Source organism: Miltoncostaea oceani (assembly GCF_018141545.1).
In the GTDB taxonomy this organism is placed as follows: Bacteria; Actinomycetota; Thermoleophilia; order Miltoncostaeales; family Miltoncostaeaceae; genus Miltoncostaea; species Miltoncostaea oceani.
The window spans coordinates 2,322,839-2,336,898 of record NZ_CP064356.1 but is presented as its reverse complement, the minus strand read 5'-3'; the positions used below and the strand labels follow the sequence as shown (position 1 = coordinate 2,336,898).

Annotated in this window: 17 protein-coding genes and 1 pseudogene; 11 read left to right on the top strand and 7 right to left on the bottom strand. The window is 75.9% G+C overall.

What is annotated here, in order from left to right; genetic code table 11:
* Positions 1 to 32 precede the first annotated feature (32 nt).
* The 4 genes and pseudogenes from IU369_RS12010 to IU369_RS11990 all read right to left on the bottom strand — a co-directional run bounded on the left by IU369_RS12010 (position 33) and on the right by IU369_RS11990 (position 3,072).
* Entirely contained in the window at positions 33 to 389 is a 357-nt protein-coding gene (locus IU369_RS12010) for an MmcQ/YjbR family DNA-binding protein (protein WP_217921221.1), read from the bottom strand.
* A gap of 9 nt (positions 390 to 398) precedes the next feature.
* Complete coding sequence (locus IU369_RS12005) at positions 399 to 1,373, bottom strand: GlxA family transcriptional regulator (protein ID WP_425516821.1); 975 nt, start codon at positions 1,371 to 1,373, stop codon at positions 399 to 401.
* Between the two features lie 62 nt (positions 1,374 to 1,435).
* A complete protein-coding gene (locus tag IU369_RS12000; RefSeq protein WP_217921219.1) occupies positions 1,436 to 2,227 on the bottom strand; it encodes an MBL fold metallo-hydrolase in 792 nt (263 codons plus the stop codon).
* 23 nt (positions 2,228 to 2,250) lie between these two features.
* A pseudogene (locus tag IU369_RS11990) lies at positions 2,251 to 3,072 on the bottom strand (alpha/beta hydrolase).
* A 235-nt stretch (positions 3,073 to 3,307) separates the two neighbouring features.
* Between IU369_RS11990 and IU369_RS11985 the strand changes: the two are divergent.
* From IU369_RS11985 to IU369_RS11960, 6 genes are all read left to right on the top strand, one after another.
* On the top strand, positions 3,308 to 3,652 hold the full coding sequence (locus IU369_RS11985) for a nuclear transport factor 2 family protein (RefSeq protein ID WP_217921216.1): 345 nt from the start codon (positions 3,308 to 3,310) through the stop codon (positions 3,650 to 3,652).
* Positions 3,653 to 3,884: 232 nt separating this feature from the next.
* Positions 3,885 to 4,466, top strand: coding sequence for a PRC-barrel domain-containing protein (locus tag IU369_RS11980; protein ID WP_217921215.1), 582 nt, complete (start codon positions 3,885 to 3,887; stop codon positions 4,464 to 4,466).
* A complete protein-coding gene (locus IU369_RS11975; RefSeq protein ID WP_246551504.1) occupies positions 4,466 to 4,954 on the top strand; it encodes a PRC-barrel domain-containing protein in 489 nt (162 codons plus the stop codon). Before IU369_RS11980 ends, IU369_RS11975 begins: the two co-directional genes overlap by 1 nt.
* 13 nt (positions 4,955 to 4,967) lie before the next feature.
* On the top strand, positions 4,968 to 5,387 hold the full coding sequence (locus tag IU369_RS11970; RefSeq protein WP_246551502.1) for an ATP-binding protein: 420 nt from the start codon (positions 4,968 to 4,970) through the stop codon (positions 5,385 to 5,387).
* A 583-nt stretch (positions 5,388 to 5,970) separates the two neighbouring features.
* Entirely contained in the window at positions 5,971 to 6,453 is a 483-nt protein-coding gene (locus IU369_RS11965; protein WP_217921212.1) for an SRPBCC family protein, read from the top strand.
* Positions 6,454 to 6,570: 117 nt separating this feature from the next.
* The gene (locus IU369_RS11960) at positions 6,571 to 8,124 is read left to right on the top strand and encodes a peroxidase family protein (RefSeq protein WP_217921211.1); all 1,554 of its coding nucleotides are present in this window, start codon (positions 6,571 to 6,573) and stop codon (positions 8,122 to 8,124) included.
* On the opposite strand, the gene IU369_RS11955 is transcribed toward IU369_RS11960, so the two are convergent.
* On the bottom strand, positions 8,084 to 8,983 hold the full coding sequence (locus IU369_RS11955; protein ID WP_217921210.1) for a DNA-methyltransferase: 900 nt from the start codon (positions 8,981 to 8,983) through the stop codon (positions 8,084 to 8,086). The two genes, IU369_RS11960 and IU369_RS11955, sit on opposite strands and share 41 nt — an antisense overlap.
* A gap of 86 nt (positions 8,984 to 9,069) precedes the next feature.
* Here IU369_RS11955 and IU369_RS11950 point away from each other — a divergent pair, with 86 nt between their 5' ends.
* Together IU369_RS11950 and IU369_RS11945 are read left to right on the top strand one after the other, a co-directional pair.
* Complete coding sequence (locus IU369_RS11950; RefSeq protein ID WP_217921209.1) at positions 9,070 to 10,602, top strand: PP2C family protein-serine/threonine phosphatase; 1,533 nt, start codon at positions 9,070 to 9,072, stop codon at positions 10,600 to 10,602.
* Complete coding sequence (locus tag IU369_RS11945) at positions 10,599 to 10,754, top strand: hypothetical protein (protein WP_217921208.1); 156 nt, start codon at positions 10,599 to 10,601, stop codon at positions 10,752 to 10,754. Before IU369_RS11950 ends, IU369_RS11945 begins: the two co-directional genes overlap by 4 nt.
* A 3-nt stretch (positions 10,755 to 10,757) precedes the next feature.
* Here the strand turns inward: IU369_RS11945 and IU369_RS11940 are convergent, their stop codons facing one another.
* Positions 10,758 to 11,534, bottom strand: a complete 777-nt coding sequence (locus IU369_RS11940) for a hypothetical protein (RefSeq protein ID WP_217921207.1) — start codon at positions 11,532 to 11,534, stop codon at positions 10,758 to 10,760.
* The gene (locus IU369_RS11935) at positions 11,531 to 12,019 is read right to left on the bottom strand and encodes an RNA polymerase sigma factor (RefSeq protein ID WP_217921206.1); all 489 of its coding nucleotides are present in this window, start codon (positions 12,017 to 12,019) and stop codon (positions 11,531 to 11,533) included. Before IU369_RS11935 ends, IU369_RS11940 begins: the two co-directional genes overlap by 4 nt.
* A gap of 122 nt (positions 12,020 to 12,141) precedes the next feature.
* Between IU369_RS11935 and IU369_RS11930 the strand changes: the two genes are divergently transcribed.
* The 3 genes from IU369_RS11930 to IU369_RS11920 all read left to right on the top strand — a co-directional run bounded on the left by IU369_RS11930 (position 12,142) and on the right by IU369_RS11920 (position 14,026).
* Positions 12,142 to 12,738: a hypothetical protein gene (locus tag IU369_RS11930; protein ID WP_217921205.1), complete on the top strand. Its 597-nt coding sequence runs from the start codon at positions 12,142 to 12,144 to the stop codon at positions 12,736 to 12,738.
* The gene (locus IU369_RS11925) at positions 12,729 to 13,100 is read left to right on the top strand and encodes a hypothetical protein (RefSeq protein WP_217921204.1); all 372 of its coding nucleotides are present in this window, start codon (positions 12,729 to 12,731) and stop codon (positions 13,098 to 13,100) included. Before IU369_RS11930 ends, IU369_RS11925 begins: the two co-directional genes overlap by 10 nt.
* 77 nt (positions 13,101 to 13,177) lie before the next feature.
* Complete coding sequence (locus IU369_RS11920; RefSeq protein ID WP_217921203.1) at positions 13,178 to 14,026, top strand: hypothetical protein; 849 nt, start codon at positions 13,178 to 13,180, stop codon at positions 14,024 to 14,026.
* Positions 14,027 to 14,060 lie beyond the last annotated feature (34 nt).

Here is a 14,060-nt window from a genome sequence, read left to right as displayed (position 1 = left end):
GAACGCGGCCGCCGCCGTGGCGCCCCGGGGGATCAGGCGCCCCGGTCGCGTGCGGCGTCGAGGGCCGCGCGCACCCGGGCGGGCGCGCGGATGCGCCACGAGTCGGTGAGGAGCGCGTCGAGCTGGTCGTCGCCGACGGCGTCGAGGCGCACGAGCACCATGGGGTGCCCGTCGTAGTGCGGGGTCGTCGTGAACACGGCGGGGTCGCCGTCGAGGAGGGACTCCTTCTCGGCCTCGTCCTCGCACCACACCACGAGGAGGCCCCCGTCCTGGTGGATGCGCGCGAACAGGCGGTCCCCCACCCGGAACCCCGGGGCGCCGTACGACGGCTTCTCGGTCGTCCGCGGCAGCGACAGGGCGATGCGGCGGACGTCGTCCTCGGTGGCCACGGGGGCTCCTCAGGCCTCGTCGAGCGCGAGGGCGGCGACGCCGGTCGTCGCGAAGCGCCGCCGGTAGGCGTGGGGGGTGACGCCCACGGTGCGGGCGAACGCGCGGCGGAGCGTCTCGGCCGACCCGAGGCCGCAGCGGCGGGCGATGACGTCGAGGGACGCGTCCGACGATTCGAGCATCGCCCGGGCGGCCTCGACGCGCACCTGCTCCACGTACCGCCCGGGGGTGGTCGACAGCTCGCGCGCGAAGACGCGGGTGAGGTGCCGTTCGCTGAACCCCGCCCGCGCGCTGAGGGCGGCGAGGCGGTGGTCGCCCGCGGGGTCGTCGGCGACGGCGTCGAGGAGGGCCCGCAGCGGGGAGCGCTCCGGCGGCTCGGCCCGGAGGCGGACGCTGAACTGCGACTGGCCGCCCGGGCGTTGCATGAAGACCACGAGGTGGCGCGCGACGCGGCGGGCGACGGCGGCGCCGAGGTCGTCCTCGACCAGCGCGAGCGCCAGGTCGATGCCGGCGCTGACGCCGGCGGACGTGTAGACGCCGTCGTCGCGGACGAAGATCGGGCCGCGCTCGACCCGCACGGCGGGGAAGCGCCCGGCGAGCTCGTCGAGGAACTGCCAGTGGGTGGTGGCCCGCCGGCCGTCGAGCAGGCCCGCCGCCGCCAGGATGAGGGCGCCGACGCAGACCCCCGCGACGCGGCGGCTGCGGGCGGCGGCGTCGGAGACCGCGGCGAGCAACGCGGCGTCGCCGATGGCCTCCGGCCAGGTCCACGTGCCCGGGACCATCACCGTGTCGAGGGGGCCGGCGACGTCGCCGGCGGCGCCGGCCACCCCGATCCGGAACCCCGAGCTGCTCACCGGGTCGCGGCCGTCGGGCGAGGCGATGACGACGCGGTACGCGTCTCCCAGCGTGATGGCGTTCGCGACCGCGAAGACCTCCGCCGGACCCGACACGTCGAGCAGGCCGGCGCCCTCGAAGGCCAGGAGCATGACCGTGCGGTGGGGCACCCCCGCAGTATGGACGCGCCGGCCGCCCGGTGGCGCCCGCCCGTCTAGGGATCGACGGTGGTGGGCTCCCCGATCGGCAGCCAGCGGACACGGCGGGCGACGTCGGCGGGCGCGCGGGCCAGCGCGCGGGAGATGGCGGGGCGGCCCTGGCGGAAGTGGCGCCACCCCTCGTAGTGGACGGGCACCGCGACGCGCGGGTCCGCGAGGGCGATCAGCTCGATCGCCTCGCGGGCCGTCAGGGTGTACCGGACGGGGCCGGTCACGGGGAACCGCACGCCGCCCATGTGGAGCACCACCACGTCGACGTCCATCGCCGCGGCGGCATCCCGGAGCCCGGCGAACATGACGGTGTCGCCCGTGATCCACAGCCGGACGCCCCGCCGCCCCTCCCACGCCAGGGCGAAGCCGATCACGTCGCCGACCACCGGGCGGCTGAGCGGCGGTCCGTGGCGGCAGGGGGTGGCGGTGACCTCGACGGCCGGACGCCCGGGCGCCTCCAGCGTCGTCGCGTCCCCGGGGTGCAGCCCGCGGGCCGCCCCGCCGAGGCGCCGGGCGCCGGAGGCGGTCGTGACGACGACGCCCGCGGACGGCAGGAACGCCCTCCCGGCGACGTCGAGGTTGTCGCCGTGGTGGTCGTGGGTGAGCAGCACCGCGTCGACGGGGAGGAGGTCGGCGGCGGGCACCGCCGGGCCGGCCGTCTTCCGCGACCCGGTGCCCCAACCGAACCGGTACGCGCCACCGGCCGGGTCGAAGGTGGGGTCGGTGAGCAGACGCCACCCGCCGGCCTCGATGAGCGCGGTCGGCCCCCCGACGTGCGTGATGCGGAGGGGCTCCACCCCCGGACGCGGTGCCGTCCCCGTCAGCCGGCCGTCGTCCGCGCGTGGCGCTCGGCCCACTCCAGCGCGTGGTCGGCGACGGCCTCCCAGCCGTCGGCGGCGGGCAGCAGGTGCGGTCCGGGGAACTCCACGATCTCGGTGACCGTCCCCTCGGCCTTGTAGTGCTTCGCGTTGGAGCGCTGCACGGACGGCGGCATCAGGTGGTCGTCGCTGCCGGAGATGAAGAGGAGCGGGGCACGGTCGGCGTTGTGGTAATCGACCCACTAGCCCTGGTGGCCGGGCTGGAGGGTGGCGAGGGCGCTCTCCCAGAAGATGCTCGCCGAGGCGGGCACGTGGTACCGCTCCCACAGCGCCCGGGAGCGCTCCTCGTCCATGCCGTTCGTGAACGCGTAGTGCCACTGCTCGGCGTCGAGGCCGACCGCCCCGTGCCGCTTGAAGGGGTTCTTCAGCACCGGGAACGCCGCCTTCACCTGCGACGGCGGCACCACCGCCACGCCCTCCGTGGGCGCCGAGTTGATCGCGACGCCGCAGGCGCCGTACCCGTGGTCGAGCAGGACCTGCGTGAAGACGCCGCCCGCCGAGTGGCCGATCAGGATGGGGGGCGTGTGCAGCGCCCCGACCACCGCCTCGAGGTGCTCCACGATCTGCGGCACCGTGATCGACTCGATCGGCCCGGTGTCGGCGTTGAGCGCCTCCACCTCCACCTCGAACCCCGGGTAGGCGGGTGTCAGCACCCGGTACCCCTTCGCCTCGTAGTGGGCCACGAAGTTCTCCCAGCTGCGGGGGGTCACCCAGAAGCCGTGGATCATGACGATCGTGCCGCGCTCACCCGTGTCCGTTCCCATGCGTCACACCTCTCCGTGTGTGGTCACCGTGAGCGGTCTCGGGGCGGGGGGACCCGCCGCGCCGGGAGGGCGACCGCACCGCGACCCTCCGTCCCGCGGCCGGGCGGGGCAAGGACGCGTCGGCCACGGATCCGGACATCCGCGGATCCGGACGCGTCGCGGCGCGACCGCCACCGATGACCCCCGCCGCCGCGCCCGGTCGACCCGGGACCCCGCCACGACACCTGGAGACCCGATGACCACCACGGACCGCACCGCCCTCGCCCGCGCCTCCTACGCGGCGTTCGCCGCCGGCGACCGCGACGCCGTCGAGGGACTGCTCCACCACGACCTTGTGTTCTCGGCGCCCCCCGACGTCGGCATCGACCGCGCCGCCTGGTTCGACCGGTGCTGGCCGGGCGCCGGGACCCTCACCGGCTTCGCGTTCGTCCGGCTCCGGGAGATCCCGGGCGACGAGGTGCTCGTGACGTACGAGTGCACGCGCGCCGACGGCACCCGGTTCCGCAACACCGAGATCCTCGGCTTCGACGGGGACCGCATCCGGACCATCGAGGTCTACTTCGGGTGGGACCTCGACTGACCGGCGCCCGCGGCCGGGGGCGGGGCGACGCGCCGCGGGACGGGTGCCTGGTGTCCCGCGGGCCGCCCGGGGGCATCACCCACCGCAGGTTCCGGTCCTTCGGTGGGGGTGGCGGCATGGAGATCCTTCTCACGATCGTGGTGCTCGTCCTGGTCGTCGGCGCGATCGGCGTCGTCGCGCAGCGTCGGCGCCGCGCCGGTGGCGTGGTCGCGGCGCGGAAGCGGCGCGGGCGATGAGCGTCCTCATGCGGGCCCGTGAGATCACCGGTCGCCCGGTGGTGACCCGCGACGGCGGGGAGGCGATCGCCGAGGTCAAGGATGTCGTCATCGCCCACGGCTCGGCGTCGCTCGTCGGCTTCACGCTCAACAAGCGCGGCTTCCTCGGCTCGCCCCTCAAGGAGGTGCTGCCGTGGAGCGCCGTCGGCGCCCTCGGCCGCGACGCCGTCATGATCGACGGCGGCGCCCTCGTGGCGAGCGACCCCGTCATGGACGCGGCCTCCGCCGAGGCCCGTGAGCGCGACGTCATCGGCGCGACCGTCATGACCGACGCCGGCACCGCACTCGGCACCGTCGTCGACGTGATCGTCGAGGTCGGCGACGACGCGTCGATCGTCGGCTTCGAGGTCGACGGCCCCGACGTCGCGCGCGACCGCACCGCCGCGACCCTCCTGATCCCCGTCGACGACACCATCGCCGTGTCCGGCACCACCCTGATGGTCCCCGCCGCCACCGAGCAGTTCGTGCACGACGACCTCTCCGGGTTCGGCAGCGCCGTCGCCGACTTCCGGGCCCGGCTGAAGGAGGGCACGTCGTGATGCGCCTCAGCGAGGCCGACGGGCGCCCCGTGCTCAGCCGGGCCAGCGCCGAGACGGTCGGCGACCTCAAGCACGTCGTCGTCGACGTCGGCGCCCACCGCATCACCGCGCTCCACGTCGGCGGACGACGCCGGAAGGCCGAGCTCGTCGCGTGGGCGGACATCGTCGGCTTCGGCCCCGACGGCATCGTGGTCACCGGCGAGGACTCCCTCCGCGCCCCCGCCGACGACCACGAGAAGGCCGTCGTCCACGGGGACCTCGACCTCGACGGGCGCCTCGTGCTCGGCGACGACGGCAACGCGGTCGGCGCCCTCACCGACGTCGTCTTCGACGAGGCGACGGGGGAGATCACCGCGATCGTCTGCGGTGAGGACGAGATCGCCGGTGCGCGACTGCGCGCCGTCGGCCCCTACTGCGTCGTCGTGCGTGCCGCCCCCGAGCCGGCCGCCCTCCCCGCCGGGACGCCCGGCCCCGCCGGGGCCGCGTGATCCAGCCGTGGTGATGGTCGACGAGAGCCTCGCCGCCACCGACCGGGCCCCCGCCTCGGCGCGCGACGCCCTCCGGCGACGGTCGTGGGAGCGCCTCGACGCCGACGTGTTCGAGCACCTCGTGCTCGTGGTGTCGGAGCTCGTCACCAACTCCGTGCTGCACGCCGGCCTCGCCGACGGCCAGGCGATCCGCCTGCGCGTCGTCCAGGGCGCCGACCGCGTCCGGGTCGAGGTCGAGGACGACGGCCTCGGGTTCCGCTTCCGCCCCCTCGCCGACGGGTGCGAGAGCCGCGGACTCCTGATCGTCGCCGGCCTCTCCGAGCGGTGGGGCCTGGAGAGCTGCGAGCCGACCCGCGTCTGGGCCGAGCTGCGCGAACCCGCCCCGCCCGCCCGCGCCGGTCACCTGCACGTGGTGCCGACCCCCGCGGACTGAGGCGCGGCGCGCAGGTGCGGGGCCGGCAGGACCACCCTCCCGACCCCGCGGTGCGCATCCACTCCCGGGCGCGACCCCGGGGGCACCACGACGATACGACGACGCCCCCGTCCGTGTCGTCCCCGCCGGGGCCCGACCTTTCCACGTAAGTGAGGTTCTCGTCGTTTTCCCTCGCGTCCCGGACCGGGGGGCGGGGGAGAGGGACCGGCCGCCGCACGGCGAAGTCGTGGTGGCGCACACGCGCGGGACCCCGTCCCGCCCGGACCGTCGCGGACGAGGGACCCTCGATCATCAGTCGAGACTCTGCAGCCCACACTCGACGTCGCATCGAGTGTTTCCACGACCCGCGTGGGACGGGATGCCCGAGCCCGGCGGCGCGGCCCGACGTCTTACCGCATCCGGCGCCGTGCATCCTGCAGAATCCCTTCGTGACGGCCATCTCAGCCTGTCAAGATGTGACCTCGCGAGCGTACGTGTTGTCGTATCACCCTCCGAGGCCTCCCGACGCGCCCGACCTCCGGGGGCACCCGCCGCGCGCCCGACGGGCCATGGATCGAGTGATGCTCGAGGGTCGTCGCCGCCCATGAGCACCCTGCGTGTCGTGGGCGAGCTGCCGCTGCCGGTTGATCCCGGCCACGCCTGGGAGGTGTTTGCCCGGGTCGAGGACTGGCCCGTTTGGGACTGGATGGGCTCGCGGGACGCCGCGTGGGTCGACGGCGACCCCTGGACCGTCGGGGCGCGCCTCCGCCTCGGCCACCGGCCCTTCACGTTCGTCGGCGTCGTCACCGTCGCCGACCCGCCCCGGGTGGTCGTGTGGGAGGCGCCCGGCCTCGGCATCCAGGGGCACCACGCGTTCCGGTTCCCGGCCCGGCCGGGCGGTTGCGCGATCCGCAGCGAGGAGACGTTCACGGGTCCCGGCGCCCGGCTCCTGCGCCCCCTGGTCCGCTGGTACTGGCGGCGGCAGATGCTGGCCTTCCGCCGCCACCTCGCCCGCACGCCGCCGCCCGGCGGGGGCACTCCGCCGGAGAGCGGCGTCGGGCGGCCGCCCGATCCCCGGGGCGGGTGATTCCCCGCGCACGCACCGCCGGGGGATGATCGACGTGGACCGCGCCGCCGGTGTGCACGGCGACCGGTCACCCACGCCACCCGACCGCCAACCGATCGACGCCGACAGGAGGACTCCATGTCGATCGTCCACGAGAACGGTGTGGCCACCCGCCAGATCCACGCGCCGCGCACCACCGAGCAGCTGATGGCCACGGCCACCGCCGCCCACGAGATGGGGTGCGGCTCGCGCTCCGCCCGCGGCCACGGCTACGAGATGCGCGGGGCCTCCTACGTACCGGTGTCCCGGCTCCACGAGGGCCGCTTCGGCCGGATGTTCCGGCTGACGCCGTTCGTGCCGAGCGACGCCCGCATCGCGGAGATCGCCGCGACGATCCCCGAGAACGCGACCGGGCCGACGCCCGAGCTCGACAACCCCACGATCCCGGCCGGGTACACGTACCTCGGCCAGTTCATCGACCACGACCTGACGTTCGATCCGGCGTCGAGCCTGGAACGGCAGAACGACCCCGACGCCCTGACGAACTTCCGCAGCCCGCGCTTCGACCTGGACTGCGTCTACGGGCGCGGGCCCGTCGACGACCCGTTCCTCTACGACCGGACCGCCGACGGGCAGAAGATGCTGATCGGCCGCCACGACGACGAGGACGACCTGCCGCGCAACGTGCAGGACACCGCCCTCATCGGCGATCCGCGCAACGACGAGAACATCTTCGTCAGCCAGCTTCAGCTCACGATGCTGAAGTTCCACAACGCCGTGGTGGACGCCGTCTCCGGCGACCCGTCCATGCGGCGCGGCAGCGAGACGCTCTTCGACGCCGCGCAGCGGGTCGTGCGCTGGCACTACCAGTGGCTCGTGATCCACGACTTCCTGCGCCGCACCGTCGGTGAGGAGATGCTCGCCGACGTCCTCGACGAGGACGGGCCCGTGCCGCGCGTGGACCGCCGGTTCTACGACTGGCGCAACGAGCCGTTCATGCCGGTCGAGTTCTCGGTCGCGGCGTACCGGTTCGGCCATTCGCAGATCCGCGGCCGGTACCGCCTGAACACGCTCGTCGGCCCGCTCCCGACGTTCCTCCCGGACCCCGTCGCCGCGCAGCCGCTCGGCCACTTCGGTGGGTTCCGCATCCTGCCGCCGTTCTGGACGATCGAGTGGGGGAGGTTCTTCGAGGTGCAGGGCGCGGGCTCCGCGGACCTCCAGCTGTCACGCCGCATCGACACGCGCCTCGCGGACCCGCTGAAGGCCCTGCCGCCGGAGATCGGCGGCGCCCGGCCGTCGCTGATCGACCGCAACCTCACCCGCGGCGCGCGGATGCTGCTGCCCTCCGGTCAGGACGTGGCCGGCCGGATGGGGGCGGACGTCCTCACCGACGACGAGCTGGGCCTGCCCGGAGGGGGACCCGCGCCGCTCTGGTTCTACATCCTCCGGGAGGCCGAGGTGCGTGCCGACGGCGAGCACCTCGGTGAGGTGGGGGGACGCATCGTGGCCGAGGTGTTCCTCGGCCTGATGGAGGCGGACCCCTCGTCGTACCTGCGCAACGAACCGGACTGGCGGCCGTTCCTGCCGTCCGCGACCCCCGGTGACTTCGCGATGCCCGACCTGATCGCGTTCGCCGGGCACGGGCTGGGCGTCACGGACCTGCCGGGTCGTCCGCCGGCGCCGGGCGGCTGACGCCGGCGCCCCCGTCGAGGCGGTGGCGCATCACGGCCACCGCCTCGGCGCTCTCGTCCACGAGGACGTACCGGCGGCCCAGCCCCGCCGCGACGGCGCCGAGCGTGCCGCTGCCGGCGAAGAAGTCGAGGCACCAGCCGCCCGGTCGCGACGACGCCGTCACGATCCTGCGCACGATCCCCTCTGGCTTCTGGGTCGGGTACCCGGTCTTCTCGCGGCTGCTGGTGCCGACGATGGTGTGCCACCACACGTCGGTGGGGAGCTTGCCCCGCGCCGCCTTCTCGGGCGTCACGAGCCCGGGCGCCATGTAGGGCTCCCGGTCGACCTCGCCCGCGTCGAAGTGGTACCGGCTCCGGTCGCGCACGTAGACGAGGATCGTGTCGTGCTTGGCGGGCCAGCGGCGCGTGGTGCGGGCGCCGTAGTCGTAGGCCCAGATGATCTCGTTGAGGAAGTGGTCGCGGCCGAAGACCTCGTCGAGCATGACCTTGACGTGGTGCGCCTCGCGGTAGTCGAGGTGCACGTACAACGTCCCCCACGGCGCGAGGAGCCGCCGCGCCTGCTCCAGCCGCGGGCGGATGAAGGCGGGGTAGTCGTCGATGGCGTCCGGGTACCAGCCGCCGCCCACGGTCCGCGTGCGGTACCGGGCACCGCCGAACCCGGTGCGGTCGCCGTCCTCGTCGCGCTCGGTGACGATCCCCCGGCGCGTCCTCCGCGACCCCGTGTTGAACGGGGGGTCGACGTAGACGAGGTCGAACGCGGCGTCCGGCAGCAGGGGGAGCACGTGGGCGTTGTCCCCGTGCACGACGAGGTCGTCGTCGAGCCGCAGGGCCGCCGCCGTCGGGGCCGTGACGATGCGCACCCGGCGAGGGTACCGGCGCGGGACCGGCCGACGGGTGAGGATCCGCGCCCGTCGGGGAACATAGGACGGGCATGACGACGGAACGGATGGACAGTCACCCGGGGCCGGGGGCCCCGGCGGAGGACGGGGCGGCGGGGCGCCGGCAGGCCGACCTCGACGTCGAGCGGATGCTGCTGGGCGTGACCGACCTGGCGCCGCCCCTCGGGACGGGTCCGGCGCAGGCCGAGCTGCGGCTGCTGCACGCCAACCTCGCGCTGGAGCGCGCACGCCGGTCGGACCTCGTGCGCCCCGACCTGATCGCGGCGCTCGAGGCGGCGATCGCCGCGCGCCGCGGCGGCACGCCGGCGTCCCTGCCGCCGCCGCCGCCGGAACCCGCGACGGTCGCCGACGAGGCGCGGGCCGTCGTCGAGGACGCCCAGGCGGTGGTCGACGGCGAGCGGGACGCGCTCGACCGCCTGCTCACCGAGCGGATCCTCGCGCGGGAGTCGATCGACGCGCTGGCGACCGAGCTCGCGGTGCTCGACGAGGCCGGCCGGATCATGATGGTCAACCGGGCGTGGCGTGCGTTCGCCCTCGAGAACGACCCGGGCCGGCGGGACTTCGTCGGCGAGAGCTACCTCGCCGCCTGCATCACCCACGGCGACGCCGAGCTCGAGGGCGGGCCCGACGGTTTCGCGGCGGGCCTCCGCGAGCTGATCGCGGGGAGCCGCGACCACGTCGAGTACGAGTACCCGTGCCACTCTCCGACGGAGCAGCGCTGGTTCCTCGCCCGCGGGGCGCGCTTCGAGAGCGACGGGGCCACGCGGGTGGTCGTCACCCACGAGAACATCACGGCCCGGCGCCGGTCCGAGGAGCGTCACCGCCAGATCGCCCAGACGCTCCAGGAGAGCCTGATGCCCCCGGCGCTCCCCGCTCCGGCGGGGCTTGAGCTCGCCGCCCGGTACCGGGCGCAGGGGGAGGGGCACGACGTCGGCGGCGACTTCTACGACGTCTTCCCCGAGGGCGACGGCTGGCTCCTGGTGATCGGCGACGTGTGCGGGAAGGGCCCCGAGGCGGCGGCGGTGACCGCGGAGGCGCGGTGGACCATCCGCGCCCTCTCCGACCCCGGGGCGTCCCCCGCGGGCCTGCTGCGCGTCGTCAACCGGTCCCTCGTCGGGCGTGCGCGGCGGGACCTCACGTTCCTGACGGCGGCGGTCGCCCGCGTCACCGCCGACCGCGCCGGCGCCCGCGTGGCGTGCGCCCGCGCCGGCCACCCGGTCCCGCTGGTGGTGCGGGCGTCGGGCGACGTGGAGGAGGTCGACGGCCGCGGCGGGCTGCTCGGCGTGTTCGACGACGTGAGGTTCGACGACGCCGAGGTCCACCTCGGACCGGGCGACGCCCTCGTCCTCTTCACCGACGGCATCACCGAGGCCCGCCGTGGCGACGAGGAGCTCGGCGCGGCCGGGGTGCGGGCCGCGCTCACCGGCGCCGGGGGCCTCGCCGCCCAGGACCTCGCCCGCCGCCTCGAGGACGCCGCCGTCGCCTTCGCGGACGGGCCCCTCCACGACGACCTCGCGATCGTCGTCGTGCGGGCGTCCCTCCAGGATCCGGACGCGCCCGCCGATGCAGTGGTGGGATGAACGGGATCTCGGCGACCCAGATGAGCGCCCTCACGGCGATGGCGGCGGCCCTGCAGCAGCAGCGCGCCGTGCTGCCCCTGCTCGAGACGATGACGGCGCCGCCGCCCGCCGCCGCACCCGGCGCCGGCGCCCGCGTGGACGTCCGGGCCTAGCCGCTAGTCCTTCGCCCCCGCGACGGGGGCGGATCCCGGCTCGGGCGGCGGCGCGAGGTCGCACGGGGCGCGGCGGGGCAGCACCTGGCACGCCGGCAGGCGCGGCACGCCGAGCCGGATCGCGCGGGCCTGGCGCGCCGTGAGCCGCCCCTCGAGGTACGCCCGCGCCAGCCGCTCGGCCTGGGGCGGGGTCAGCGACGGGGAGATGCGGAAGTCGGGTTCGCGGATGTTGCCGCGCGGCACGCCGTACCCGAACGGGGCGGTCAGATCGAGGCGCGGGCCGCTCCGCGACGGCGCCCACACGGCGCCCCGGGGGAGGGGCGGGGCGAAGCGGGTCCCCCGCGGCATCGTCCCCTCGCGTCCCACGGACGCGACGAGGCCCCGCAGCGCCTGGCCGTACGTCGTCCCCTCCGGGAACCGCAACGAGGGCAGCCGCGGCACGACCTGCACGAGCGGGGAGCCGCGGTACCCCGACCGCAGCCACGCGGCGCGCCCGACGACCGACTCCCGCAGGGCGGCCTCGGCCTCCGGCGACACGGGGACGGTGGCGCTCGAGCCGCCGGAGAGCATGACGGCGGCCGTCGCGGCGCCACCGGTGAGGACCGCGCCGGCGAGCGCGTAGCCGAGGATGGCGCGCCGCGAGCGGAAGCGCCGCGCCGCCGGTCGCGCCGCCCCGGCCGCGCGCGCCGCCGTCCGGCGGACCCGTGCGATCACCTCGTCGGAGGGTCCGACGCCGTCCACGGAGCCGCGGATCCGGCGCTCGAGCTCGTCGTCGTTCACCGGGCGGTCACCTCCAGCGCGCGTCGCAGGTCGGCGAGGGCGCGGTGCAGGCGCGAGTGCACCGTGCCGACGGGGACGTCGAGCGCCGCCGCGGTCTCGTCGGGGGAGAGCCCCACGACGACGCGCAGCACCACGACGGCACGGCGGTCGGGGTCGAGGCGCATGAGGGCGTCGACGACCTCGCGGGCCGCCTCCGCGCCCTCCGACACCCCGTGGACCGTCTCGTCGAACTCGACCGACGGCGCGGTGCGCGTGACGAGGGTGAGCGCCCGGTTGACCACGATCCGCACGAGCCACGGGGCGAACGGACGCGACAGGTCGAAGCGGTCGAGGGCCTCGAAGGCGCGCTCGAAGCCGTCCTGGACGGCGTCGTCGGCGAGGTCGCGGCGCCCCGTGACGGCGTAGGCGGCCCTCCACGCGGCCCGCACGTGGCGCTCGGCCAGCTCCTCGGCGGCCCGGGTGTCGCCGCCGCGTGCGCGGGCCACCAACCGTCCATCGGGTGACATCGCGTCCACGGTCACACCCTAATGCCTCGGTCCGCCGGCCCGGCCCGTGCAGGTCGGTCCGGGCGCGGGAAGCAGGGCGCCGTCCGCCGGGTATGGGTGGCATGGACCATCACCGCGCACCCCGTCGCGCCGGGCGGCTCCTCGTCGCCCTGGCGCTGGCCGCCCCCCTCGTCCTGTCCCTCGCCTCGTGCGCCGACGACGCCTCGGTCGCGGCCGCCCCGGCCGCGGTGCAGGCGGCGGACGGCGGACCCGAGCCGATGCCGTGGGCCGAGCAGCCGGACGGCTCGCCCTCGATCCACGACGTCACGCCGCAGGCGTCCCTGGAGTTCCCGCCCGGCGTGGACTACGGGCAGGCCCTCGCCCGCCTGTTCGCGGCGGCGCGTGGCGGCGGCCTGCCGGAGGGCACCCGGACACTGCCGCCCTTGCCGGTCGAGGTCGTCTACGCGGAGGCGCCGGACGCCGCACGGGGCCTGCGGCTGTCGCTGACGGCGCCGTGGGGGTGGGTGCCGGCCACGGGGGCCATCCGGGCGGCGAGCGTGGCGCTCCCGGGGTCGCTGAGCCCCGAGGAGGCGGCGGAGATGGCGCGCGGCATGGCCGACCCGGCGACGCCGCTGCCCCCGGAGGCGCGGGTCGACGTCCCCGACCTGCCGGCCTGCCAGGTCCTCGACGCGGACGGGGGGCGCCCGCCGTGTCCGTGAACCGGGTCGTCCGCCCCGCCCACGTGCTGCTGGCGGCCGCGGTCGCGGCGGTGCTCGCGGCGGCGATCGGCGCCGCGCCCGCCCGGGCGACGAGCGCGACCTGCGGCATCGCGGCCAGCGCCGGCTTCGTCGGCTGCGTCACGCACACGTCGCCGACCCTGGAGCAGGCCCGGTCCCTCCACGTCGCCGGGCGGCCCTACCGCTTCCAGCTCCACCGCCCCTCCGACGGGGCGATCTGGGGGTGGTGGGAGTGGAACGACGGCGACTACCACACGGTCTACATCTCCATCTCGGGCAGCGTCACCGGGCAGGTCGACAACCGCGGCTCCGGGACGACCTCGTACAACGTGACCCTGAGCTGAGCGCGCTGCCCCGGCGTCCGACATCGGTCCGGATCGCGCAGCAGCGGATCGGGCGCCTCCACACGCACCTGCTGGGCGTGGCGCGCGACGCGGTGCTGACCCCCGCGCTCACCGACGCGTCGCGGCGGTCGGACCGGCTGCGCGAGATCGGGTTCCCCGCCCGGCTGGAGCCGGGGCAGAGGCTGCTGCCCGCCGTCGTCGGCCCCCGCAGCCGCATCAACGCCGACGGGGAGGACGTGCCGCGGCGCGACCTGCCGAAGGAGCGGGTCTCCCGCCTCGCGTGGGCCCGGTGGATCGAGCACCACGGCCGCGAGCAGCGGGAGGTCCGCGGGGTGCGCCCCTGGAGCTACACGCGGTTCCCCCGGGCGCACGTCCCCGCGCCGCACCTGGAGCTGCAGGTCTGCCGCGACCCCTCCGACCGGCTGGTGGTGGCGACCCGGCCGATCGCCCGGGGCCGCGAGGACGACCTGCTGCTGCACGCCGTGAACCTCCTGCTCGAGCTGTTCGAGGAGTGCACCCTCATCGACGAGGCGCGCATGCCGCTCGTCCGCACGGCGGGGCCGCGGCTCAACTGGGACGTCCGGCCGCGGCCGGACGGCCTCGACCCGCTCGTCGAGGGCCTCCCCGACACCGAGCGCCGCGTCGCCGAGTACCGCCTCGCGCGGATGCGGGAGCTCGGCCCCGACTTCACCGCGGTGGGGCGCGCCGGCTTCCGCGGCTGCGCCGTCTTCGGCTTCGCCGACCGCGGGCGGATGGTCGTGGAGCGGCTCCACGGCGACACCGCCACCTACGTGACCGAGCGCAGCTGGGACGACCTGGAGGCGATGGGCAAGGACGAGCTCATCGACGAGGTCGGGCGGGAGCGGCGCATCGACCACAGCCCCGGCTGGGAGACCCGGCTGCGCGCGGCGGTCGCCGGGGACTGACCGGGGTCCGGCCCGGGCGCGCGGCGTCCGGCCG

Coding starts and splice junctions, on each gene's coding strand:
- IU369_RS12005 (WP_425516821.1), bottom strand. CDS start 1,373: ATGCTCCTGGCCTTCGAGGGCGCCGGCCTGCTCGACGTGTCGGGTCCG.
- IU369_RS11985 (WP_217921216.1), top strand. CDS start 3,308: ATGACCACCACGGACCGCACCGCCCTCGCCCGCGCCTCCTACGCGGCG.
- IU369_RS11980 (WP_217921215.1), top strand. CDS start 3,885: ATGAGCGTCCTCATGCGGGCCCGTGAGATCACCGGTCGCCCGGTGGTG.
- IU369_RS11975 (WP_246551504.1), top strand. CDS start 4,466: ATGCGCCTCAGCGAGGCCGACGGGCGCCCCGTGCTCAGCCGGGCCAGC.
- IU369_RS11970 (WP_246551502.1), top strand. CDS start 4,968: ATGGTCGACGAGAGCCTCGCCGCCACCGACCGGGCCCCCGCCTCGGCG.
- IU369_RS11965 (WP_217921212.1), top strand. CDS start 5,971: ATGAGCACCCTGCGTGTCGTGGGCGAGCTGCCGCTGCCGGTTGATCCC.
- IU369_RS11960 (WP_217921211.1), top strand. CDS start 6,571: ATGTCGATCGTCCACGAGAACGGTGTGGCCACCCGCCAGATCCACGCG.
- IU369_RS11950 (WP_217921209.1), top strand. CDS start 9,070: ATGGACAGTCACCCGGGGCCGGGGGCCCCGGCGGAGGACGGGGCGGCG.
- IU369_RS11945 (WP_217921208.1), top strand. CDS start 10,599: ATGAACGGGATCTCGGCGACCCAGATGAGCGCCCTCACGGCGATGGCG.
- IU369_RS11930 (WP_217921205.1), top strand. CDS start 12,142: ATGGACCATCACCGCGCACCCCGTCGCGCCGGGCGGCTCCTCGTCGCC.